The organism is Mediterraneibacter butyricigenes (assembly GCF_003574295.1).
Classification (GTDB): Bacteria; Bacillota; Clostridia; order Lachnospirales; family Lachnospiraceae; genus Mediterraneibacter_A; species Mediterraneibacter_A butyricigenes.
Window position 1 is genome coordinate 473,511 of record NZ_BHGK01000001.1, and the last position, 19,602, is coordinate 493,112.

Annotated in this window: 36 protein-coding genes; all 36 read right to left on the reverse strand. The window is 44.7% G+C overall.

What is annotated here, in order from left to right; translation table 11 throughout:
• Positions 1-10 precede the first annotated feature (10 nt).
• Positions 11-343 (reverse strand): HK97-gp10 family putative phage morphogenesis protein, encoded by a 333-nt coding sequence (locus KGMB01110_RS02260; protein WP_243112627.1) that lies wholly within the window; start codon positions 341-343, stop codon positions 11-13.
• Complete coding sequence (locus KGMB01110_RS02265) at positions 340-645, reverse strand: hypothetical protein (RefSeq protein ID WP_119297421.1); 306 nt, start codon at positions 643-645, stop codon at positions 340-342. The genes KGMB01110_RS02260 and KGMB01110_RS02265 overlap by 4 nt, the downstream gene beginning before the upstream one ends.
• Positions 642-971, reverse strand: coding sequence for a phage head-tail connector protein (locus tag KGMB01110_RS02270; RefSeq protein ID WP_119297422.1), 330 nt, complete (start codon positions 969-971; stop codon positions 642-644). Before KGMB01110_RS02270 ends, KGMB01110_RS02265 begins: the two co-directional genes overlap by 4 nt.
• Positions 972-984: 13 nt before the next feature.
• The gene (locus tag KGMB01110_RS02275; protein ID WP_119297423.1) at positions 985-1,215 is read right to left on the reverse strand and encodes a hypothetical protein; all 231 of its coding nucleotides are present in this window, start codon (positions 1,213-1,215) and stop codon (positions 985-987) included.
• Positions 1,216-1,226: 11 nt separating this feature from the next.
• Complete coding sequence (locus KGMB01110_RS02280) at positions 1,227-2,435, reverse strand: hypothetical protein (protein WP_243112629.1); 1,209 nt, start codon at positions 2,433-2,435, stop codon at positions 1,227-1,229.
• A gap of 18 nt (positions 2,436-2,453) precedes the next feature.
• Positions 2,454-3,104: a DUF4355 domain-containing protein gene (locus tag KGMB01110_RS02285; protein ID WP_243112631.1), complete on the reverse strand. Its 651-nt coding sequence runs from the start codon at positions 3,102-3,104 to the stop codon at positions 2,454-2,456.
• A 128-nt stretch (positions 3,105-3,232) separates the two neighbouring features.
• A complete protein-coding gene (locus tag KGMB01110_RS02290; RefSeq protein ID WP_119297424.1) occupies positions 3,233-3,520 on the reverse strand; it encodes a ribosomal-processing cysteine protease Prp in 288 nt (95 codons plus the stop codon).
• Between the two features lie 54 nt (positions 3,521-3,574).
• Positions 3,575-3,784 (reverse strand): cupin domain-containing protein, encoded by a 210-nt coding sequence (locus KGMB01110_RS02295; protein WP_119297425.1) that lies wholly within the window; start codon positions 3,782-3,784, stop codon positions 3,575-3,577.
• Between the two features lie 48 nt (positions 3,785-3,832).
• A complete protein-coding gene (locus tag KGMB01110_RS02300) occupies positions 3,833-4,153 on the reverse strand; it encodes a hypothetical protein (protein WP_119297426.1) in 321 nt (106 codons plus the stop codon).
• 1 nt (position 4,154) lies between these two features.
• Positions 4,155-4,421: a hypothetical protein gene (locus tag KGMB01110_RS02305; RefSeq protein WP_119297427.1), complete on the reverse strand. Its 267-nt coding sequence runs from the start codon at positions 4,419-4,421 to the stop codon at positions 4,155-4,157.
• Between the two features lie 57 nt (positions 4,422-4,478).
• On the reverse strand, positions 4,479-4,655 hold the full coding sequence (locus tag KGMB01110_RS14860) for a hypothetical protein (protein ID WP_156085428.1): 177 nt from the start codon (positions 4,653-4,655) through the stop codon (positions 4,479-4,481).
• Positions 4,656-4,859: 204 nt separating this feature from the next.
• Positions 4,860-5,093 (reverse strand): hypothetical protein, encoded by a 234-nt coding sequence (locus KGMB01110_RS02310; RefSeq protein WP_119297428.1) that lies wholly within the window; start codon positions 5,091-5,093, stop codon positions 4,860-4,862.
• Between the two features lie 11 nt (positions 5,094-5,104).
• Positions 5,105-5,287 (reverse strand): hypothetical protein, encoded by a 183-nt coding sequence (locus KGMB01110_RS02315; RefSeq protein ID WP_119297429.1) that lies wholly within the window; start codon positions 5,285-5,287, stop codon positions 5,105-5,107.
• Positions 5,271-6,863 carry a minor capsid protein gene (locus KGMB01110_RS02320; RefSeq protein WP_119299040.1) on the reverse strand — a complete coding sequence of 531 codons (1,593 nt, stop codon included), beginning with the start codon at positions 6,861-6,863 and terminating at the stop codon, positions 5,271-5,273. The genes KGMB01110_RS02315 and KGMB01110_RS02320 overlap by 17 nt, the downstream gene beginning before the upstream one ends.
• Complete coding sequence (locus KGMB01110_RS02325; RefSeq protein ID WP_119297430.1) at positions 6,835-8,199, reverse strand: phage portal protein; 1,365 nt, start codon at positions 8,197-8,199, stop codon at positions 6,835-6,837. Before KGMB01110_RS02325 ends, KGMB01110_RS02320 begins: the two co-directional genes overlap by 29 nt.
• Before the next feature lies 1 nt (position 8,200).
• Positions 8,201-9,445 (reverse strand): PBSX family phage terminase large subunit, encoded by a 1,245-nt coding sequence (locus KGMB01110_RS02330; RefSeq protein WP_119297431.1) that lies wholly within the window; start codon positions 9,443-9,445, stop codon positions 8,201-8,203.
• Complete coding sequence (locus KGMB01110_RS02335) at positions 9,442-9,891, reverse strand: terminase small subunit (RefSeq protein ID WP_119297432.1); 450 nt, start codon at positions 9,889-9,891, stop codon at positions 9,442-9,444. The genes KGMB01110_RS02330 and KGMB01110_RS02335 overlap by 4 nt, the downstream gene beginning before the upstream one ends.
• Positions 9,892-9,989: 98 nt before the next feature.
• On the reverse strand, positions 9,990-10,175 hold the full coding sequence (locus tag KGMB01110_RS02340) for a hypothetical protein (protein ID WP_119297433.1): 186 nt from the start codon (positions 10,173-10,175) through the stop codon (positions 9,990-9,992).
• Positions 10,175-10,549 (reverse strand): DUF6883 domain-containing protein, encoded by a 375-nt coding sequence (locus KGMB01110_RS02345; RefSeq protein ID WP_119297434.1) that lies wholly within the window; start codon positions 10,547-10,549, stop codon positions 10,175-10,177. The genes KGMB01110_RS02340 and KGMB01110_RS02345 overlap by 1 nt, the downstream gene beginning before the upstream one ends.
• On the reverse strand, positions 10,539-11,165 hold the full coding sequence (locus tag KGMB01110_RS02350) for a DUF4417 domain-containing protein (RefSeq protein ID WP_243112633.1): 627 nt from the start codon (positions 11,163-11,165) through the stop codon (positions 10,539-10,541). Before KGMB01110_RS02350 ends, KGMB01110_RS02345 begins: the two co-directional genes overlap by 11 nt.
• A 134-nt stretch (positions 11,166-11,299) precedes the next feature.
• Positions 11,300-11,770, reverse strand: a complete 471-nt coding sequence (locus KGMB01110_RS02355) for a hypothetical protein (protein ID WP_243112634.1) — start codon at positions 11,768-11,770, stop codon at positions 11,300-11,302.
• Positions 11,748-11,990 (reverse strand): hypothetical protein, encoded by a 243-nt coding sequence (locus KGMB01110_RS02360; RefSeq protein ID WP_119297436.1) that lies wholly within the window; start codon positions 11,988-11,990, stop codon positions 11,748-11,750. Before KGMB01110_RS02360 ends, KGMB01110_RS02355 begins: the two co-directional genes overlap by 23 nt.
• A 6-nt stretch (positions 11,991-11,996) precedes the next feature.
• A complete protein-coding gene (locus tag KGMB01110_RS14865; RefSeq protein WP_156085429.1) occupies positions 11,997-12,134 on the reverse strand; it encodes a hypothetical protein in 138 nt (45 codons plus the stop codon).
• Complete coding sequence (locus KGMB01110_RS02365; RefSeq protein ID WP_119297437.1) at positions 12,121-12,369, reverse strand: hypothetical protein; 249 nt, start codon at positions 12,367-12,369, stop codon at positions 12,121-12,123. Before KGMB01110_RS02365 ends, KGMB01110_RS14865 begins: the two co-directional genes overlap by 14 nt.
• Entirely contained in the window at positions 12,366-12,734 is a 369-nt protein-coding gene (locus tag KGMB01110_RS02370) for a helix-turn-helix domain-containing protein (RefSeq protein ID WP_119297438.1), read from the reverse strand. Before KGMB01110_RS02370 ends, KGMB01110_RS02365 begins: the two co-directional genes overlap by 4 nt.
• Positions 12,735-12,750: 16 nt before the next feature.
• The gene (locus KGMB01110_RS02375; RefSeq protein ID WP_119297439.1) at positions 12,751-13,008 is read right to left on the reverse strand and encodes a hypothetical protein; all 258 of its coding nucleotides are present in this window, start codon (positions 13,006-13,008) and stop codon (positions 12,751-12,753) included.
• Positions 13,005-13,181, reverse strand: coding sequence for a hypothetical protein (locus KGMB01110_RS14870; RefSeq protein ID WP_156085430.1), 177 nt, complete (start codon positions 13,179-13,181; stop codon positions 13,005-13,007). Before KGMB01110_RS14870 ends, KGMB01110_RS02375 begins: the two co-directional genes overlap by 4 nt.
• Positions 13,181-14,302: a hypothetical protein gene (locus KGMB01110_RS02380; RefSeq protein WP_119297440.1), complete on the reverse strand. Its 1,122-nt coding sequence runs from the start codon at positions 14,300-14,302 to the stop codon at positions 13,181-13,183. Before KGMB01110_RS02380 ends, KGMB01110_RS14870 begins: the two co-directional genes overlap by 1 nt.
• Positions 14,299-14,520 (reverse strand): hypothetical protein, encoded by a 222-nt coding sequence (locus KGMB01110_RS02385; RefSeq protein ID WP_119297441.1) that lies wholly within the window; start codon positions 14,518-14,520, stop codon positions 14,299-14,301. Before KGMB01110_RS02385 ends, KGMB01110_RS02380 begins: the two co-directional genes overlap by 4 nt.
• Before the next feature lie 245 nt (positions 14,521-14,765).
• On the reverse strand, positions 14,766-16,649 hold the full coding sequence (locus KGMB01110_RS02390; protein ID WP_119297442.1) for a DUF927 domain-containing protein: 1,884 nt from the start codon (positions 16,647-16,649) through the stop codon (positions 14,766-14,768).
• Entirely contained in the window at positions 16,637-17,146 is a 510-nt protein-coding gene (locus KGMB01110_RS02395; protein ID WP_119297443.1) for a CHC2 zinc finger domain-containing protein, read from the reverse strand. The genes KGMB01110_RS02390 and KGMB01110_RS02395 overlap by 13 nt, the downstream gene beginning before the upstream one ends.
• On the reverse strand, positions 17,127-17,654 hold the full coding sequence (locus tag KGMB01110_RS02400; RefSeq protein ID WP_119297444.1) for an ERCC4 domain-containing protein: 528 nt from the start codon (positions 17,652-17,654) through the stop codon (positions 17,127-17,129). Before KGMB01110_RS02400 ends, KGMB01110_RS02395 begins: the two co-directional genes overlap by 20 nt.
• 11 nt (positions 17,655-17,665) lie before the next feature.
• Complete coding sequence (locus tag KGMB01110_RS02405; protein ID WP_119297445.1) at positions 17,666-18,277, reverse strand: hypothetical protein; 612 nt, start codon at positions 18,275-18,277, stop codon at positions 17,666-17,668.
• Positions 18,261-18,917 carry an AAA family ATPase gene (locus KGMB01110_RS02410; RefSeq protein ID WP_119297446.1) on the reverse strand — a complete coding sequence of 219 codons (657 nt, stop codon included), beginning with the start codon at positions 18,915-18,917 and terminating at the stop codon, positions 18,261-18,263. The genes KGMB01110_RS02405 and KGMB01110_RS02410 overlap by 17 nt, the downstream gene beginning before the upstream one ends.
• Positions 18,918-18,920: 3 nt before the next feature.
• Positions 18,921-19,103, reverse strand: a complete 183-nt coding sequence (locus tag KGMB01110_RS02415) for a hypothetical protein (RefSeq protein WP_119297447.1) — start codon at positions 19,101-19,103, stop codon at positions 18,921-18,923.
• Between the two features lie 12 nt (positions 19,104-19,115).
• Positions 19,116-19,601: a siphovirus Gp157 family protein gene (locus KGMB01110_RS02420; RefSeq protein ID WP_119297448.1), complete on the reverse strand. Its 486-nt coding sequence runs from the start codon at positions 19,599-19,601 to the stop codon at positions 19,116-19,118.
• Position 19,602: the final 1 nt, after the last annotated feature.

Below are 19,602 nucleotides of genomic sequence, written 5' to 3' on the forward strand. Positions count from 1 at the left end.
TGTCTTTCCCTCACTTCACCAGTTTTTTCATATCGTTTACAAATTTATTTTTCTGCTCATTGAATGCCGGTCCCACAAAGGGCTGCGCATCCATATACCGGGTTCCATATTCCTGATAGGGCGCATACTCTACCGTCGGCGCAATAGTTGCCGTCAGACCGGAATCTGTCAGATCCAGACCAATACTCCTCCGCAACGTTCCGGTATCCACCGGAGCTTTTTCCTGTGCGTTTCTCTGGAGATCTGCACCATTCTTCTGCACCACAGTCCGGACAGCTTTCAGATCCATCCTCTTATCCAATCCGGTTCTCAGTTCGTTCATTCCTGTGATCTTTATCTTCACTCCTGCACCTCCGACACCACATAGATCTGCTTTATCCGGAGCCTCCGGCTCATATCTACGGTGTACAATTTTTCACCGATACGGATACGGTCAAAAGGATCGTCATAATGGTTCTGTAGCTGGATCGTCAGACTTCCCTGACTGATCTTTCCGTACAGAAGCTTCATCCGCTCCTCTCCGGTATCCTGAATAGCCGCCATCTGTTCCACTTCTGAGATCTTTGGAACGCCGTAGTTTCCGGTTACAGGATCATAGACTCCCGGCTCGACCGTTCTCATATAGATTTTGGTGTCATATCTCATAGGAATCTCACCTTACCCTTTGATGCATCCTGTTGTCTGTCCAAAAAATCCTGAATATCGTCACGATACCCAGAGAAATCATCGGTGGAAAACGACTGACTCTCCCCTTCAACGGTATGCGCCGACAAGCCTTCGGATCCAATCCGGTTGTATCGGATCACAGACACTTCCAGGATGATATAGTTCAGTTCTTCTGGTGGCTCGATCCCGCCCAGCAGACTCTTCAATCGGCTCTTTGTTCCTGACAGAATCAGGTTCAGTCGCTTGTCCAGCGCTTCGTCCGTTTCTTCCGGCAAGCCAAGCAGACTTTTTAAATCTTCCAGCATCTTCTCACCTCCATCAGGCCTCTGTTGCTTTTGCAGGATCCGTGTTCGGTTCTGCCCTTTCTGACTGTTCCGTTTCGTCCTGGATCTTCGCAATCAGAGGCATCCCTCTTTTATTGTCTGATCCGGACAGTTCTCTCAAGCGCTCCTCTGACACCGAAATACCCTCTCGGGGGAAAATGTCCCCCGGATGATATTCATGATCCGCATCATGGAGATCTGTAAAATATTCCATCACCTGATACATGCGAATTCTCCTTAATCTCCAGCATTGACTGTAACAGCCACATCACCGGACTTCACGGCTTTGTAGTTCTGATCACATTCCACTACAGTAATGTGGTGTGTTGCCGTGGAGCTAATCTCGGATTCTCCATCCCATTTGCTCCAGTTTTTCACATCCATTCCGTAAGTCACGGAAGTAGCAGATGCCGCATCCTTATACTTCCAACAGTTTCTCGGAGACTGCAGCTGTTCTGATACAGACAGCTTTGTCTTTCCTGTCTCGCTTCCTGCTTTTGATGTTACGGTCAGGGTTCCAAGTGTCTGTGTATCAGCTCCGCCAACTGCAATATACGCAATGGCATCCTGATATTCACAGAACAATCTCAGGCCCATGATCGCAAACATGTCAGAAATTGCTCTTTCATAAGTGCCCTGAGCATGGAATCCAATGAAACCAGTCTCAGGATCTGTTGTATAAGACAGTCCGGCTCTGACAAATTCAGAATCGCCCGGATCAACATAGTATGCAACCAGGTTGTTCAGCGGAGTCGCTACAACTACATTTTCCGGAATCTCAGAAGAAACAAACACGACATCTGCTCCCATGAAATCCGTCACATACTTAAATCCAAAAGCGGTCTGAAGAGTAATGTCAGCAGCACCGACGTATTTATACACGTCCAGTGTGTTCACCCAGAGCGCCACACCAGTTGCAGTTCTCTTCATTTTCTGGAACTTGTCCACAACTTTTCCGATCGCCATAGCAGCAGCCATCTGCCAGGTGGATTCGTGCCCTACAAGAGAGCCTGCTTTCAGCTGCGTGTAGAATTTTCCAGTTACCACATTGATCAGATCAGACTTGAATTCATCATCCGTGGACTGAACTGCAGCATCATAGCCTTTTTCTGCAATCGCTTCCAGAGATACTCCCTTTCTGTACTTTTCGATGCGGATTGTATCGAACGGCACTTCTTCCACCTGGTACTGAGACAGCGGAATTTCATCTCCTTCCGCTACCGCACCGCTCTGCAGTGTTCCGGTAACCTTTTTGGTCTTTAAAGTAGAACCATTCTCCTTTTTGATCATTCGGGTAATACCCATAACATCCAGCAACGCCTGTAAGTCTTTGCTAAAAGATGTTACAAAATCAATTTCTCTCGCTCTTGTCTGAGCCTGTGCTGTCCCGGTCATATTGTCCGGAGCTGCAAAAATCTGTAAACCGAATTTTCTATTCTTATTCATAATCTTCCTACCTTTCTTCTATTGAAATAATTCCAGATTTTCAGCAATCAGTTTCTGTCTCTCTGACGGATTCTTAATTGCCAGAATCTGTTCTTTTGTCATAGTTCCCTTGCCACCTGAACCTGCTCTTGGAGTTTTCCCCTTTAAAGTCTGCTTTACTTCGGCCAGAACTGCCTCTTTAAACAGCTTCGCAAAAGACTCTACCGCTTTCTTTGTTCCATCAGCATCGTCTGTGATCAGATGTCCAAGCAATTCATCTGGAAGGTTAATCTCTTCATCCTGAAGCATCTTTCTTGCAGTCTTTGCCATATCAGAACGATTTGACTGCTTCTGAAGATCTGCGAGCTGCTTTTTCAGCTTGTTCATTTCATACTCCGTCTTCTCTTCCTTGGTCATCTTCGCCAGTTTCTCCGCTTCCGACAGCTTGTCATCTGTCAGTGCCTGCCATTTCTCCTGTGCATTGGTCACTGCAGTCTTGACTGCTTTCTGGACTCTGCGGTCAAACTCTGCCTGATTCCCTTCCCCTTTCAGGAAGTCGTCAAATGACATCGAACCATTTCCATTGTTTCCTTCACCATTTCCATCCCCTGTTCCGGTACCGTCACCGTTTCCGTCTCCGGATCCGCCGTCGTCTCCATCACCTTCCGCAAACAGCTGCAAATTGGTCATTGGAATTCTCCAACCACCATAAAAGTTGTTCATGTGTTTCATATATTTATCCTTTCTGGCCCACCCCATTCACTGAAGCCCAGGGCATTCCGTCGAACCATAGTTTTACGTCATTTCGGACACACCCGTTACACGATCCGGACATACTCCGGAAACTCATAGGACACCATACAGATGCCAATGAAAAAGGAATCCACCAGAAGACAACCTTCCTCTGACAGATTCCTGCATTTTATATCAACCCATCCGGGCGACATTTCGTATTTAATTTTATCTGCTGATAAGTCTTCTAACGACTGGATCAGCGTCTGCGTCAGGACCGTAATCGCAGCACATACCACGTCGGATCCTTCCGGTGCATAATTTGCATGACCGGATATCGTAATTCCATCCAGCCTCACGCTTACCTCAATCAAATCACACCACTCCTTTTTCTTCCGGTCGTTCCCTGCCGGTGGGAGATGTAAGGATCACCGCCTCTCTATTGACATCCGATTCCCGTCAAAATGTATCGCATCCCCGATTCTTGCCACTTCATCGCCAATCCTCACTCCCTTCAGTACAGATTTCCCGTCATCGAACGTATACAGAAACTTCACTCCTTTGTAGCTGATCCGGTTCGCCAGCCACTTCGGAGCAATCCGATCCGCCACATCGGTCACGATGTACGTCGCTTTCATCGTCCTGTCCGTGCCAGGATAATGATGGCAATGCAAATGATTAAAATATTAATGGTTGATGTTGCCATGCTTCTCGCCTCCCTGTCTGAAAATCTCCGGATTATCCCGAATCAACATATACAATGCATTTCCCAGCTTTTCTACTTGCTTTTCTTTTAAACCGATAGAATACATATCATCCAGTCCGTGCAACATTTCATGGCAAAGCGTTGCCTCCTGCTGTTCCACAGACACACCCTCCCGAAGCAGAATCTTTTCTTCCAGATACTGAATCTGTCCATATAACTCTTCCGCTCCATCGTGCAGTTCCTCTCGTCTTTCGATCTTATAATTCTTATACAGAATTTTGACTGACTTTGGTATATTCACTTTATCTCTCCTCATTAAAGAATCGGTATTTATTATCTGTTGCTCCATTTGGAAGAGTCACTATTCCTTCCCCATTTCTGGTTTTCGGGATAAAGGTTGTCGCAACTTTTATTTCCGCAATTTCGTTCGGCTTGAGCGAAATTGTAATATCTACTCCGGTTTCATACTCATAATCTCCGGCAATTTCTTCGGCATTATCAATCAATGACTGTCCGCAGCTTTTTACCGCTTCAATCCATCTTTCTTGTGTTTCAGGGTTTGTTTTCATGGTCTTACCTCCTAAAAATGCACATAAAAATACCACCGGTCTCTCGACTGGTGGTAACTAAATCCCTCTAACTCCTCCGTAAATACAGCCTTTTGTTTTGCATTCAACGGCTATAGAATTACCTCTTTTTTCGCGAATAATCTCATTTCCACAACGGGGACAAATTACTTTTTTATCCGGATTATTCAATTTTTCATATAGCACCTTATAATCATGCTCATTCATCGTAACCATAAATAAGCCTCCTTGCTTCTTTATTGTATCTAACTCTGACTCCCGCTTCTTTTGCCCTATCATACGCATCAAGCATTAACATTCTTCTTTCTTCAGCACTTAAATTTGGAGCGTTTAATGCAGCACATTAACTTGCTCTAAATTCATCACGCCAATCACCAACTCTAAACTGTGAAGGATGATTTTTATAGTGTCCATAACTCTTTAAGTTTTTTTGACATTTGCCCGAATTCCTTCACAAATCATAGTCAATGACTCCATAGCCTCCGAATCTATCAAGATTTCATTTTCTGCATCAGAAAAGTTCTTTATTTTTTCTCGAACCTCTTTTTCAAACTCAAGCCATTCTTCCGCATTTCCCTCGAATTCGTATATTTTTCCAATTAATTCATCCACACTCATATCATCTGAATGATTGTTCATGTTAGTTCTTGCCATTTTACGCCTTCTCATAAGTATTCCAATATTTGACCAAGCATATCCCCAGCACCGCTTTCTTCAAAGTCACGCTTTTCCTCATCACTTGAATATTCCCATGCTTCTTCTACTTCCTTTTCTACTCTCAGCCATTCCTCATCCGTTCTATCTCCTTCAAAAATCATTTCTTCTAGCTCTTTAAGGCTTTTTGACATTTCTAATCTCCTCTATTGATTTGAGTATACGCTCCTTTACGGATAAATCCTTTTCTTTATTTGCTAATTCTATCAGCCATTGTTCTCTATTTTCAATGCCTGCATTAAAATAGTCCACTGCGAAATCATAGTCTGACACATAATAGTTCGTAGTTCTTGCTATATCTCTTAGTGGCTCCACCACTCTTTTATATGTCCTCGTATATTTTACTCCATATTTATTACATAACTCTTCTGCAAGCATCTCACATGCATTTTCTTCAAACCATTTATATTTTCGATATGCTCTCGTATTATACAAAACAGATCTCGTATGCAAATGTTCGTGAATTACTGTTTTAACTCCAGCACCCGATCTCAACAATATATCACCATTAGATTTGGTTCTTCCAATAGCTCTTGGTAAATCTTTACGTTCTACAACCTTTGTTATTCCACTCCATTTGCTGCTTGGAAGATTTAATGAATCAAGAAAATTATTTACTTGTAAGGACATCTCCTCCAAATTATTAGGCATATTCCTTGGATCAGTAAATAAAGCCCCTTCATCTTCTGGTTCAATTATATCACTTCTACCACTCTTTGCAACTGAATTTCTCTCCATCCACTCCTCATAGCTCAATCCATGCTCTTGATACGTATCTAGCCATTCATTATAGCTGTCATCGTCTATATAAGCAGATACAGAGCACCGGCAGTTCGGATGGATCGGCGGAGCATTGTCTCCCGGCATCATCTTCGACACCTCGAAGTGCTTTCCGTTCAACGACTGACAGGAGCCACAGGCACTTCCCAAAGACAGGAACGTATACTGCTCATACCCGTTCTTTTCAAAGGACTGCTTCTGTGCATCGATCTGGACTCTCGCCAGTTCTGTCCGCATCAGACGTTCTGCCACGTACTTACATGTTCCGAACAGCTTCTGAAGATGTGTCGCCAGCTGTCTGGGATTCTTCCCCTGAATTAGCCCCTGCCTCAGGAGCTTGTCCAGCTCGTTCCTCATCATGTCCTGATACAGCCAGATCCTCTCCGAATAGGTCGCATTGTGAAAAGAACCGTTGACGATGGAGCTGACCATCTTCTCATTGTTCTGGACTGTTCCGCCAAGGATTCCGGCCTGACGCTCCAGTTCCTCTTTCGTCCGGTCCGTCAGGATCTCCTCGTTGTACTTTTGCAGCTCGTCGAACCCGGAAACCAGCTCCAGACCGATGTTTGCTTTCAGCAGTTCCAAGCGATTGATCTTCATGGTGGCATTGTACAGACGCATCTCCTCATTTGCCTGCTTGGAGAAGTTCTTTTCTTTCACATACTTCTTCGCTTTCCGGGCAAATTCTTCCACGTCAGCGGACTTGATCCGGCGCTTCGCCTCCGCAAGAGAAATACCTTCCTGCCTAGCATACTTGGTATAGAATCCATTGATCTCTCTCTGGATCTGATCTGCGGTATAGTCCAGAATGTCATGAATATGCTGTACATACTCTTCTTCGGTCAGAAGATTCTTTTTCAGGTTCTCTTCTTCTCTTTTTCGCCAGTATTCGGTACTGCTCTTACTCTTCTGTACGATTTTCTGTGCCATCTCCATCACCACCGGTTCCATCGTTATTCAATCCGAACAACCTCGTCAGATCAGAAGTTCCGGAACTCTCTTTCTTCTCATCATCCATTCTTTTGATCTCTTCCGTTGTGTTATCCACAATCGAAAGAACACCCAACTGCGTCTCCTGACTCACAAGTCCATCTATATTCCTTGCAATTTCAGCTTCTTCCTGCAGGTTTGCCGGGAAGTTCGGTGTGAAATGCGGATGAATCTTCACCCAGGCATCTTTTTTCATTCCAGAGACCGGATTTGAAAAGATTAGCCGGTATCTCCGGTTCATTCCGGAAGTGAATTTCCGCTCCTTGGTCTTTTCCAAGTTGCTCATGGCCTGCAGCTTATACTTCATAGCAATTCCAGAGCTCGTTCCGAAGTTCTCATCCGAAATATTCGCAACCATGCTAATCTGGAAGATAAGCTTCTCTAATCGATCAATCAGATGTTCCTGCGTTGTGTCTCCGTCCGGCTTCTGTAAGAAATCCACAATCACCTGCTCCGCATCTCCGTCAAAATTGATGATTCGGTCATCTCTCACATGCTTCAATTCATCTTCTTCTAGCAGAGGGCCTAAGATCTTCAGGTAGGCATCCGCAAAATAATCCACATCATTTGCCTTTTCGCTGATAGCCTTGTTATAGGCATTGATCATGGTCAGCACCGGCTCAAAGATTCCCATTCGCTCCTTGTTCTCAACATACTCTGTAGCAGGCACTCCGTCAAAGCCATGCAGCTTCTCATCTTCATCCCAGACAAGCTTGCCTTTGATTGTGAACCAGCGTACTTTTTCTTCGTCAGACAGGCTACCGTGCAGAACCTGATCTGCATCAACGTACAATCTCACAAAATAGCGTTCTCTTTGTAAGACGGAATCATCGTAGATCACGAAAGCATCCATCGGACTCAGGTAAGTAATGCAGATGTTGCTCTCTTCATCCACATAATACATTTCATAGCCCTTGCCAAAGATACTGCAGATCTTGGACAGCTCTGCATTGTTGTCATCCTGATCATTGTACTGATCCAACAATTCTACATAGTTCTTGACGGCTTCATCGTCATCTACCTGCAGCTTGATCGGATGCCCAATAAAAAAGCCGTTCATCGTATCCACGATATACTTGGCAAAATTCACAGCAATCCGATTGTCCGGTTTCCATTTTGGCTTTGCCGGTTCTAAGAAGATTGGATACTCCGTTTCGTAGGCATCTTGCAACTGTCTGTACCGGAAGGAACATTCAGCAGCATGCCTGGCAATAAATTCATTCAGTTTGTCGTCCGTCAGTTCTTCCTCTGACGGCAGTCTATATAAGTTCTGCATCTTACAGCCCTCCCTTGATATTTCTGTTCAGTCTGGCCGGAGCTTTTCTCTCCTGCTCAATGGAATAGCGTAGCATTGCCATTGCATCATCAAAAAATGGAACTGGTTCCTCCAGATAAGTGTTTGTACGCTCATCCTTCTTCCACTTCCATTGTTGGATTTCCTTTATGGTGTTTACACAGGTCGGGTAAATGTGGATCCTGTGCTGTTTCAAATAATCGATTTGAGCATGAACACTGTTCCGTTCCTTATTGACCGGCTTTGCCCTATATCCCGCTTTCTTCCACATCTTGATTCGATCCGGCTCTGCGGAGTCACACCACATATTAAGCCTTTTGTTAAATTTCCCCTCAGCCAACCGAATGATCTCATCCGTATCCATCTCGTACACATACAACTCACGGCACAGGAACAACTCCCCATCCTTGAATCCAACCTCCCCAATACAGTTTGCATGGTTGAAACCAAAGTCCTGTGCATTGACCATATAGTCAAAGCGTTCCGGGCTTCGATCGAATTCTTCTACGACATAATTCTTCAGGATCAGACCGGCAACTTCACCCCATTCACCCAAACCATAGACTCTGTATCCTTCAGGATCCACTTCCTTACGCCGAAGCATACGTCTGTGATACGCCTCATCAATAAACCGGTTGTTCTCGTAGGTAGACTGATGCGTCAGAACATCCGTATCTTCTCGGTCAAAGAATACTTTCTTGATCCAATGATGTGCCGATACCGGATTGAACGTCAGTCTGATCTGGTAGAACTGTCCCTGTGGAAGCTCCCCTCGCAAACGGTCATCGATAATCTCAAAATCCGACTGCGTGATCTCCGTGGCTTCTTCAATCCAGACATCCGTAAGCTTCCCTCGCTTAAAGGTAATAGATTTCAGCTTTTCCCGCTGCTTCTCATCATTCACGCCTCGGAAGATAATCTGGTTATGGTTGCTTTTGCATTCCAACAGCATGTTGGAACTGTTAATATACCAGTATCTCTTGTACTGCTCGCCAAACATACGAAAAATAGCACCCTGCAATTCTGCAAAAGTGCTATCTCTATTCGTGACATCTGCCTTCCGGACACACAGAAGATTCCGCCCCGGATCATTCATCAACCGCAGAATATAATGCTGTGCTGTATCCATACTTTTTCCGGATCCAGCAGAGCCTTTCATTACGATGTATCGTTTCTGGCTCTGATCAACCTCTTTGAAGCAGACATTTGCCTGAACATTTATGTTCATCCGGTATCACCCTTACCGTAGTCAATCGTGATGTTGAGGTCCAGATCAGTATCCATCTCCACCTTGTCAGTATACAGTCCATACCGCTTTCCAAGCAGTTCAGCAGCCTTTAGCCTGTCTTTCTCTGATGGTGCTTTCTCTATCGCCCTCGCTGTGCTGCATCCGTCGCCTATTCCTTCCACAACGATTTCTTCCGATGCGGATTCTCCACGCATGACGCTTGTCAGGTACTCGATTACTTCCTGGGCATCGGCCGTCTTTTCGTTGTGGATTTCTTCCATCCGGTCATCTATATATTTTTTAACGTTAACATTAGTTAACAATCTGCTCGCTGCTGATTTAGCTGTTTCATCACTTTTCACATTTTTATAAACTGCCTTGTAAGCCCGGGTGGCGTTACAATCAATCAGGTACTCATCACAAAATCTTTTCTGTTTTTCAGTCACTCAGACTCACCTCCCATGTTTGCCTTCCTTCCACACACAAAAAGAGACTCATTGCTGAGTCCCTTTTAACCAATACTTATAATAAAACTCTCTTTATTTTATGCTCGTACCAGCTCGTCTTCTTCACACCAAATCATATTTTCTTCGTCATGCTCTGTTTTTTCAGCCTGATCGATTTCCACAAAATATATCGGCGGTTTAGTCCCGCCATCTGTATCTATGCAAACTATCACGCCATGTTTCCCTGTTTCTTTAATTTTTACCTTGTCATATTCAGAAAACATTATTTTCCACCTTTCTTTTTCGGGTATGCCGTAATAAATCTCGGTTTTTTCTCGCCATTATCAATTTGCCATCCGGTTATTACATTCTTTTTCTTATTAATTCCCAATTCCATATCAACCGAATACGCTGTATGTCCATATTTATTTGTCTTATATACAATCGCTGGATTATTTTTTAATCCACTTCTTATATCCCTTTCAAAAGTTTTATAATTTCTCATATTATAACCTATTGAATTAAAAAAGTCAGCCTTTCCGGCGCTTTTTGTAGGATTTAGCAAATAATTTTTAAACTTTCCATGCGTGTCTATCACAGCGTTTTTATAATTAGGCAAATGTGCTTTCTTTCCGCTTGCCGATCCTCTACCACCCATCGCATCTCGCCTCGTTAAATTTCTCACTGAATGCCTTAATCCGCACAATATTTTCTGTGCATTCCTCCGGAACATTGCCGTAAAAGATAATCGTCTCCGGCTGCAAGCGTCTGACCATTTCTTTATAGCCTCGTATAAACAACTCCCTTTTTATTCTGCTGTTCTGCGTTCCCACACTGGAAACCGCAACGACTCCGCCAACAGGTTCTCCATCAAAGCACCACTCAAACGATTCTTCTGTACTCCAGCTGATCGTCGGGATCACATCCACTCCGTACATTTGCAGGTAAGCTCCTATCCAGTGTTTTCGAAAATGATTATATATCTGCAATGCCTTCGGAAAATCTGTATAGGTACTAAAATCCGGACTGCATACATATCTAAACTCCATCAGCATATCGAGATACTTGTCCGGCTGATTCCACAATCTTTGAAACTGATAGTCATCAATAAAGAAATGGCAGCCTTTATTCTGTCGCTTCTTACAGCTCTTTGCATAATTGAAGGAAATGAAATCGCAAGAATCAAAATATGTAGGTTCAATCTCTGGGATCTGAAATTCTCCCACGCCATCAAATATCATCTTTTGCTGATTTTCAAAAGTTCTTTCCTGCACATCCTCACCTCCCATTCACTCCAATAGAAAAAGGCAACCCTTTCGGATCACCTTCTTCTGAGAGCTTTTCATCTATGAAATTTTTGGCTTTTTAACATACTAACACGATTTTAGCGAACATTGCCGAACATTTTTTAATTTTCTTCAATTTTTTCAAAATATCTTTTGTTCCGCATCCGGCAGCTATCTTCTGTGTACTTGATCCGGCGTTTTGGGAAGATCTGGTTCATTTGGAGAGCGACCTGATACCATGTCAGATTATCCAGATAATATAGCCGGAACATCATCCGCAGCTCACTCTTGTCAATTCCGTCTATGTACTCCTCCACCTGGATCTGCTTTTCCAACAGGTCACTTTCCAGAAGCATCATCTTGGCTTTCCGCTTCTTCAGAAGCCCGATCCGGCGATTGATCTCCATGTTAGGAAAGCCTTTGATCTTGACCGTCCGCAGCGGCTTCTTTCCTTTCTTCCCGCAAGTCACGGAATCCGAAACAATGGTCTGGCTCAGCTGATTGATCTTTTTCTGATCATCCTGGATTCTTCTCCTCAAGTCTTTAATTTCTTCCAACATGTCTGCATACTCAACCAGAATGTTTCTTTCCATCGGTCTCTCCCTCCAAGTCCGCCTTAATATCACACCGCTCTGCCATGTACTCGATCAACGTCCGGTGCTCCAGTTGTCTCCCCTGCGCCTGCACCATACTCCCTGCCTGATATGCCGGTCTGCGAAACCGTTCTCTGGCTGCCTCGTCTACTCTCTTTTCAAAGACATCGTCCTTGCGGAGTTTATCATATGCCTTTGTTTTCTTGTCTCTTCCTCGCAATCATATCTACTTCCTTGATTCCAGGTTCTCTTCGTCAGTTACTTCACGATACGGCTCTGGTAATGGCATCCAGGCTTTCACAAGGTCTCTTGCCCGTAGTAGTCCCTGCATCCTGCCGGATGTATACTCATCAACCTTGCCCATCTACTCCTCCACCTTCCACGATCTCAATCACCTCTGCCAGCTTCAGCAGCTCACAGGGCTTGTCCTCTCCGACAATCCTCGCATACCGGCTTTTCTCCTTCAACTGCTCGATCACTGCATACCGGTCAAACGCTGTTGGCTGCTCATCAATCACCTGCAGCAGTGTCTTCCTCCCGGTCATATAGTCTGCTGACAGTCCATGCACCAATCCGTCCACGCTAATCATTCTGCTCATTCGTTCCACTCCTTCATCTTCAACCTTGTTCCCTTTTCATACACCGTGCACTCTTCTACTGTGCATCCTCGGCTGTGCTCCATAATCCCTGCATAGTCACATCCATTGACTTCTGTCCGCGCACTTCGGTACTTGCAGGACATACACAGATGCCGATCCGCATTCTTTTCGGTTTTTCCTTTCTCCGCTTCCTTTTTCTGTTTCCGGAACATGGCTGCGTAAGTCCCAACCGTTCCAACAGGGATACCAGTCTTCTCTGCGATCTCCTTGTTCTGGTAGCCTTGCTCCACCAGTTCTCCAATTATGGTTCTGCGATCTTCATGCTCGCTTTCCGGAAGCGGGGTTGATTTTCTTTTCGTTTTCATCTCAGTCTCCTCTGGCTCATCGGGGGGGGGCAATACTTTCTTCTGTCAGTTCCTCCGTCTTCTGCTTCACCATTTCTTCAATTGCCTGTTTGAATTCCGGATTTTCTACCGCCGGAACTGCGTCCACCAGATACCTTGTGTCTTCCGGTAATAATTCTTCCAATCTCTGGATTGCAACGCTCCCATCATCAAACTCCGTAAGCACTAGCACCTTTCCCCCTTTCAAAAATGCTTCCAGCGCTCCTGTTCTACTGCTTTCTCTTATCCAACTCATGCGTCCACCTCTTCCGCTTTTTCTTCAACCGAGAACTCAATGTCTACGTTCAGGATATCTTCTCCAAAAGCAAACGTTAAGCGCCCACAGCTTTCATTCCGCTTGTCGCATTCTTTCAGGATTTCCATCAAATCATGCATGAAGCCCTCGGAAAAATTAAAATCCATTCCCATTATCGTTCTCCCTTCTGCAAATTCTTCAGGAATTCTATCAGGTACGTCTTACTCTCTGCATAGTGTATATACTGCTGATCATAAGTCTCATCTCTTGTGCCGGCTTTTCTCTTTTCCTTCTCCAACAGATGGTAATAATGCTCATCACGAGGCTCGCATTTCCAACCTTGTTCCCTCTGAGGATATTCCGTAACCACCAGCCGGCTACCATCCGCAAAATCGTACTTGTAATAATTCACATCAATGTGATCATCGTAATACCATAATCCCCAGTCTTGATAGTTATTCAGCCATTCTTCTCGCTGAGTATTATTCTTAAGTTTTGGAAGTTCCGGCTGTTCTTGTTCTTCTGGTGGGTTTTCGATTGCATCCACCTCACAGATATATCCTGCCAGTGCCGCAGCCAAGATCTTCTGTTTCCGGATTCTGATATCATTCGGACCAAATTCTTCCTTAGCCATCTCCAGATATCTCCGAGCCTTTTCATTCTCTTCCCTTGCAATCTCGAGATCACTCTTGCCAGATGTCTCCTCATACAGTTCCACTGGATCCGATTCTTCTATCACTTCAGCTACCGGCTCGATCACCACATCTTCCACCAGCTCGGGTGTCTCATCATGTGCGACATCGCACATCGCATCTTGCTCAACCATCTCAGGCTTATCATCTGGCAGGATTTCCGGATAATCTTCCACATTCATCTGACCAGAAATCTGTTCTTCCGGAACTTGTTCAGGTTTCCTGATCTCCCGGATATCTTTCACAGTCATATCCGGTTTTACTTCCTCGATCTGCTTATCATCCAGATACAGCATCTCCTGCAACTGACTCTTTCCGTATTGTCGATACCGCTCATCCAGAACTGGTGAATTACCCTGGACCGAAAACCGGTCATTGATTGCCATCCACCTGGAACAGGTTGATCTCTGGATTCCATACAGGTCCTCAGCAAATTCCCAGATTGATGCATACCCATCAGCCAGATACATCTCATGATCCCGAACGTATTTCAGGTAATACCCCACAGCCACAAATTCTCTTGTCATATTCGCGATGCTTTCGAGGATAATGTCTTTTAATTCCGGATATGTAATATTCAGATACCATTTCTCTTCATTCATGCTTGTTCCCTCCGGTTCCATTCCTGCTGGATTGCTACGATTACCGGCGTCCATGTGATTGCCAGATTGTTATAAAATCTTAACATCAATGGATCGTTCTGATACTTCACACCGACCTTCCGCATATCCGCCTGGTATTGCTTCATGTCCCTGTGTCTTGTATAATCCTTATAGGCTTTCCAGATTGAATTCTGGATATCTGCTATTTTTTCATGCATAATGCCCTCCGTATTTTAAAAGTTACAGTTTTTTGACATTGTTACACTTTTTCTTAGATGGTTACATTTCGTTTTGTAACCATAAAACCGCGTATTTTCAACGTTTATCACGTTTTTTTATTACGGTTACAGAAGTTACATGCATTTTCCTCGTATGGAAAAACTTTTTATATAAAACACTCACAAAAAACTTTTTTTATATAAGAAAAGTGAGTGTAACTTTTGTAACTTTGTAACCCTTGCCCTTATTTAAACGGCAATTCTTCCTGCTCAAACGGAACATTTTCTTCTTCGTCACCTATCTTCACGGGACTGAATCCATCCCTGTCTTCGAATTCATTCAGCTTCAGCCAGACGCATCGCACAGATCTTCCGTCGATCTTTTTGACCTTTGTCTTATTCGTTCCATCCGTCTGAATAAGCCCCTGCCGATCCGCCCAGTTCATAAACGCTTTGTAGGAAAACTCTCCATTTCTGCACAGATCTTTTACTGCCTGAGGGTGCATCACAGCATATCCGTCCTCCAGAACGCCCCATTGCTCCATATTGACCGCCGGATCGAATCTCTGGTGGTTCATGCTGATCTTATCAATCAGGTATCGATAGCAGCGTTCATGCTCCGAGACTTCACTCTGACTGGCAAGAAGACTCCTTGCATCTTCCAGGTCGATATACTGGCCATCATGAAAAATGTGCTCTGTGGCAATCTTATCTGCCGTCAGAATCACAGAAAGCGCAATGCTCTGCTTTTGCATCGCATCGTCCCGGTAAATTTCCTTTTGAATCTTCTGCTGCATTTCTTTGATCTCATCCACTCCCATTTCTTTCAGGATCCGGATAAACCTTTTCCCCGCAAATCCATAATTCTTCTTCAGCAGTTCTGCTGTGTATTGCGGATCTTGGAACACTTTTTCTTTACATTCCACTTCCAGGATTCGGTTGATGGCTCCGCCCTGCGTCACATAAGAACTCAACGGACGCTCCCCGTTGGTCAGAATTGCATTCTTCCACCGGCTCTCTTTTCGGATTCCCAGTTCTCTGTTGGAACGGCTTTTTCCTTTTCCGGAACACAGATCATATACTACTCCTTCGAAATTATCCCGGATCCTTGCACTGACTTTGCTGGAATCATCCAGCATCAGCGGCAGATGGTTCAACAGATCCGACCGGACTTCCAGCTGCACGTCTGTTGTCTTGAAATCTCCGATGTACATGCTGTCCGCTGGATTTGCCCAGATGGATGCCGCAAGCATCATTGCCACGGACTTACCTCCTTCCGTTTCACCCCACAGGTCCACAATGAACGGAAGGGCTCCTGTCATCCCAACCAATACGCTGGCAAAGGACGCCGCCAGGAAGAATTTAATCTCCATCCGGCCACTCTTTCGCAGTTCCAGAACATGATCCATCCACATCTGTTTATTTCCATAGCATCCTATGGATTCATAGAGCTGTTTGAACTGCATATCTCCGTCGAAAATAATGTCGGTATCGTAAGGAATAAAGTCCTGACCGATCCATCCCAGTTTCGAAGTCGATTTCTGGACTGGGATATCATCATCGTTCAGATTTTCCACATCTGACAGATATTTCACCAGCAGCTTGGCATTTTCTGATGTAACCGAAACTCCAAGCTTTGAAAGCTGAACGATCTTACTGGCAGACGTGATCATGTCTTTCGAAATCGTGATCTCCGTCCATTTATGATTCCGTTTGTAGGCTAACCGAATCTGTTCTTCACCGGTTTCTAAGTTCTTCAGTCTACCGATCGGCAGGATCGGATGATAGCATACAATGACTTCGTTGGTATAATCCTTGTTAAATGTATGAATCCCATCGTCCGAAGCGATCCAGGAACCGCACTTCATTGCTTCATACTTTCCGGTAAAGTTCGTCCAGTTCTCCAATAGACTGTTCTGTGTTCGCCTTTGTGCCTTGGATTCTTTTTCTACCCTTCTATATGCCCGGACCAGCATATCGAACTGGGATTTCACGCCCAGTTCCTTTGCCCTGTCCTGAAAAGACAGCAGCATCTGGGCTTTCTTTATCTCGTCCTCCTGCTCGAAGATCTCTATGAAGACCTCTTCTGCAAGAATGGTTTTTCTGTCATATTTACTTAATGGCTGCACAATGTTTTCCTCGCCTCCTCCTGAGCGTATACTTCATGCAGATACAGTTGGTACTGCAATGCATTGTAAGAGTCGCACCACGCATCAGAGAACGGCTCCGCCTTTCTATAACAATCCCGGTAAATATCGATCAGATCGTTATTCAGTTTCTTCTTTTCCCTGTTACGGATTTCTTCTTTTTTCCGCATCTCTCTTGCTTTTTTTGCTTTGTAGATTGCCAGCTTTGACTCGAAGGTCGGCTTCTCATAGGTTCCACCGAGAGACAGGAACGCATCTTTAAAAGAAAGCCCGTCATACATTTGGACAAATCGGAAGATATCGCCATTCGCTCCGCATCCAAAACAATGAAAGTCATGTTCGTAGATCTTCATGGACGCTTCCCTGTCTCCCTTATGGAACGGACATTGAATGAACCCAGCCCTGTTTGGCTGAGGCAGTCCGCACCTGCTTAAAATATCCCGCATGCTATATGTCTGCTTAATTTCTTCGCTGGTCAATCTCTCCATCTCCTGACAGGATTCGCATGATCTCTTTTCCGGTATCTTTCTTTTCGCAGAACTCAAACCGGACATTATAACGATCACGGATGGTGCACAATGATTTATATAACTGATTTCCGTCTACTGCCTTGGCTGATACCACATATTTTTCACGTTTTCCGTTCACCATCCGCCATCTCACTTCATGTTTTCTAGGATTCTTCCAGAACCATACGTCCTCCAGGCTTTTAATATCAGCCCCATGTTCCACCAGAATCACAAGCTGTATGCCGGCGTCAATCGCTTTCAGAAGCTCCCGTTTGAATCGTTCATGCTGCTGGCAGACATTCCCGCATAATTCCTGCAGGTTCTGCTTCCGGTCGATAATGAGCCTAGGATTATCCAGACTCATATAATCACCAACCAACAATTTGCTGGAGAAATGTTTCACACCATTCTCATCGAATGTCTTTATGATCTTACGGATAGCACGCTGTTTTTCCCTTGTATCAATTTGTATATCCATTTAATCAACTCCTAGTTAAACGGCAGCTCTTCATCAATTCCATCCGGGATATTCATGAATCCATCAGCGTCCGGCGAAGGCATCTGCGCATGTCCTTCCTGATAATCTCTATAGGCCTTCGTTTCCGACTCTCTCGGAATCTGAGCCTCCGCAACCTTATCAATCGACATGAACCACCGGAAGACTCGCTTGTCCAGTACTTTACCGTCGTAATAGTCTTTTTGTGGACCGAACACGCCTCCGATCAGCTTGTTCTTCATGCCGACAATATCAAGTGTTCCATCTGGTTTCCAACACTCAAACCCGGCATTGGAATGTTCGGTGCATGTGCACAGTGTCTTTAACTGCGACGTGCAATTCCCCTCAGCATCTTCTGCGACAACATAAGCCGTTCCCTGATTCGGCCATTTCTTATCTGGCCGGATATCATTTTTAAAAGATTCCATGAAATATCCTGCCTGCTTATCTCCCGGAGCAAAGTCGAAATAAACCGCTAGCATCGGTCTGTTCGTCTTAGTCATTCGCTCCTCAACGCTTTTGATCACCATCTTATGTCCGCCCAACTCCACCGGTGTATATTCGCCTTGAACTTTCGCCTCGTCATAATTATTCGGTCTTCTCATTCTGTTCCGTTCCTCCCATTTCGTAATAATCTCTGATGGCTTTTTCCACCAAAAGAATGTCGTTATCAATCGTCAGGCCCTCAAACATTCCGATCGGCGACTTACTTACTGCCCCATCTGTTGCCTGCGTCACAAACAGGTGCTTACCGGATTCCACAATACACCGCAGAACAATGGTAAACATGCCTTCCACGCAGACTTTTTCGTCCAGCAGCTTTCCGATCGTCTTCGGCTTGATCTCGCCTAAATCGTTGGATTCCTCGTGCATGATCATATACACGATTTTATCTGCCGGTACCTTGGTGGAAATGAACTGGATCAGGTTCCAGAAATGATCCCCGATCTGGTTGTATAAGGTAAACACTCCGTTTCCCGCTCCGGCAGAGCTATGCTTGTTCATGAACATGTTGGTGATCAGGTATCCTGCATCATCGATCACGATGTTTTTTGCCCTGGACGCGATCAGCAACTTCATGATCTGCTGATAGTCATCGGAATGCCAGCCATTTATCTTCCCTTTGAATGGAAGTGGCTTGTCCAGAACCCGGATCAGGTTCCAATCATCATTTCCTACACAGTTCCGGAGGCTTGTGCTTTTGCCCATTCCGGATCTTCCAATAATCAAAACTGGGATTGCCATGTTTTACGCCTCCTTTTCTTCCTGGACCTGAGAAATGAAGAACTCAACGGTTCCGATGCTGTATTTCTTAAACATATCAACAATATCATTGATCTCCGCCAAGTCTTCTGCCTCGAAAATTACATCCTCTACTCGCTCATAATCATATTCCGACATATATGTCTGCTTTGCCTTTAATTTCCACATACGCTCCCCTCCTTATCTAATCCGCAGACTTTCTGTCTGTGTCAGATGCGCCCAGTCTGCTTCGTTTTCTTTCAGCCACTGCTTGATTGCTGTCCGGTTTAACTTTGGTTCCTGTGCAACCCAGTACTCTTCCGGGATCTGATCTTCCTGATCGATTACAACCGCCGGCGGGTTCTTCTGAATACCAAAGCTGAACAGATCTGTCTTAAATTTTCTCTTTCCGGTATCAATCATAGATTTCTCAATCTGCTGCTTGATCCGCTTGATGTTATTGTTCAGCACATCTTTCTTTTGCTTCAGACGCTCCATCTCTCGATCGATCAGGTCTATCTTTCCGCCAAGCTCCGTCATGACCTTTGCGCAATTTTCTGCTTTGATCTCCAGTTCTCCGTCTACTCCCTCCAGTGTGTCCTTCAGAACTTCCGGATCCACCGAATCATCTTCCATCATGTCCAGTAACTGTCTGTATTCCTCTGTTAATTCGTATAATGTTGCCATT

What these genes read in the sequence shown, in the direction of transcription:
- KGMB01110_RS02265 (WP_119297421.1), bottom strand. Translation starts at nt 645, where the DNA reads ATGAGATATGACACCAAAATCTATATGAGAACGGTCGAGCCGGGAGTC.
- KGMB01110_RS02270 (WP_119297422.1), bottom strand. Translation starts at nt 971, where the DNA reads ATGCTGGAAGATTTAAAAAGTCTGCTTGGCTTGCCGGAAGAAACGGAC.
- KGMB01110_RS02275 (WP_119297423.1), bottom strand. Translation starts at nt 1,215, where the DNA reads ATGTATCAGGTGATGGAATATTTTACAGATCTCCATGATGCGGATCAT.
- KGMB01110_RS02280 (WP_243112629.1), bottom strand. Translation starts at nt 2,435, where the DNA reads ATGAATAAGAATAGAAAATTCGGTTTACAGATTTTTGCAGCTCCGGAC.
- KGMB01110_RS02285 (WP_243112631.1), bottom strand. Translation starts at nt 3,104, where the DNA reads ATGACCAATTTGCAGCTGTTTGCGGAAGGTGATGGAGACGACGGCGGA.
- KGMB01110_RS02295 (WP_119297425.1), bottom strand. Translation starts at nt 3,784, where the DNA reads ATGAAAGCGACGTACATCGTGACCGATGTGGCGGATCGGATTGCTCCG.
- KGMB01110_RS02305 (WP_119297427.1), bottom strand. Translation starts at nt 4,421, where the DNA reads ATGAAAACAAACCCTGAAACACAAGAAAGATGGATTGAAGCGGTAAAA.
- KGMB01110_RS14860 (WP_156085428.1), bottom strand. Translation starts at nt 4,655, where the DNA reads ATGGTTACGATGAATGAGCATGATTATAAGGTGCTATATGAAAAATTG.
- KGMB01110_RS02310 (WP_119297428.1), bottom strand. Translation starts at nt 5,093, where the DNA reads ATGGCAAGAACTAACATGAACAATCATTCAGATGATATGAGTGTGGAT.
- KGMB01110_RS02315 (WP_119297429.1), bottom strand. Translation starts at nt 5,287, where the DNA reads ATGTCAAAAAGCCTTAAAGAGCTAGAAGAAATGATTTTTGAAGGAGAT.
- KGMB01110_RS02320 (WP_119299040.1), bottom strand. Translation starts at nt 6,863, where the DNA reads ATGGCACAGAAAATCGTACAGAAGAGTAAGAGCAGTACCGAATACTGG.
- KGMB01110_RS02325 (WP_119297430.1), bottom strand. Translation starts at nt 8,199, where the DNA reads ATGCAGAACTTATATAGACTGCCGTCAGAGGAAGAACTGACGGACGAC.
- KGMB01110_RS02330 (WP_119297431.1), bottom strand. Translation starts at nt 9,445, where the DNA reads ATGAACATAAATGTTCAGGCAAATGTCTGCTTCAAAGAGGTTGATCAG.
- KGMB01110_RS02340 (WP_119297433.1), bottom strand. Translation starts at nt 10,175, where the DNA reads ATGTTTTCTGAATATGACAAGGTAAAAATTAAAGAAACAGGGAAACAT.
- KGMB01110_RS02345 (WP_119297434.1), bottom strand. Translation starts at nt 10,549, where the DNA reads ATGGGTGGTAGAGGATCGGCAAGCGGAAAGAAAGCACATTTGCCTAAT.
- KGMB01110_RS02355 (WP_243112634.1), bottom strand. Translation starts at nt 11,770, where the DNA reads ATGGAAAGAAACATTCTGGTTGAGTATGCAGACATGTTGGAAGAAATT.
- KGMB01110_RS14865 (WP_156085429.1), bottom strand. Translation starts at nt 12,134, where the DNA reads ATGGGCAAGGTTGATGAGTATACATCCGGCAGGATGCAGGGACTACTA.
- KGMB01110_RS02365 (WP_119297437.1), bottom strand. Translation starts at nt 12,369, where the DNA reads ATGAGCAGAATGATTAGCGTGGACGGATTGGTGCATGGACTGTCAGCA.
- KGMB01110_RS02370 (WP_119297438.1), bottom strand. Translation starts at nt 12,734, where the DNA reads ATGAAAACGAAAAGAAAATCAACCCCGCTTCCGGAAAGCGAGCATGAA.
- KGMB01110_RS02375 (WP_119297439.1), bottom strand. Translation starts at nt 13,008, where the DNA reads ATGAGTTGGATAAGAGAAAGCAGTAGAACAGGAGCGCTGGAAGCATTT.
- KGMB01110_RS14870 (WP_156085430.1), bottom strand. Translation starts at nt 13,181, where the DNA reads ATGGGAATGGATTTTAATTTTTCCGAGGGCTTCATGCATGATTTGATG.
- KGMB01110_RS02380 (WP_119297440.1), bottom strand. Translation starts at nt 14,302, where the DNA reads ATGAATGAAGAGAAATGGTATCTGAATATTACATATCCGGAATTAAAA.
- KGMB01110_RS02385 (WP_119297441.1), bottom strand. Translation starts at nt 14,520, where the DNA reads ATGCATGAAAAAATAGCAGATATCCAGAATTCAATCTGGAAAGCCTAT.
- KGMB01110_RS02400 (WP_119297444.1), bottom strand. Translation starts at nt 17,654, where the DNA reads ATGGATATACAAATTGATACAAGGGAAAAACAGCGTGCTATCCGTAAG.
- KGMB01110_RS02405 (WP_119297445.1), bottom strand. Translation starts at nt 18,277, where the DNA reads ATGAGAAGACCGAATAATTATGACGAGGCGAAAGTTCAAGGCGAATAT.
- KGMB01110_RS02410 (WP_119297446.1), bottom strand. Translation starts at nt 18,917, where the DNA reads ATGGCAATCCCAGTTTTGATTATTGGAAGATCCGGAATGGGCAAAAGC.
- KGMB01110_RS02415 (WP_119297447.1), bottom strand. Translation starts at nt 19,103, where the DNA reads ATGTGGAAATTAAAGGCAAAGCAGACATATATGTCGGAATATGATTAT.
- KGMB01110_RS02420 (WP_119297448.1), bottom strand. Translation starts at nt 19,601, where the DNA reads ATGGCAACATTATACGAATTAACAGAGGAATACAGACAGTTACTGGAC.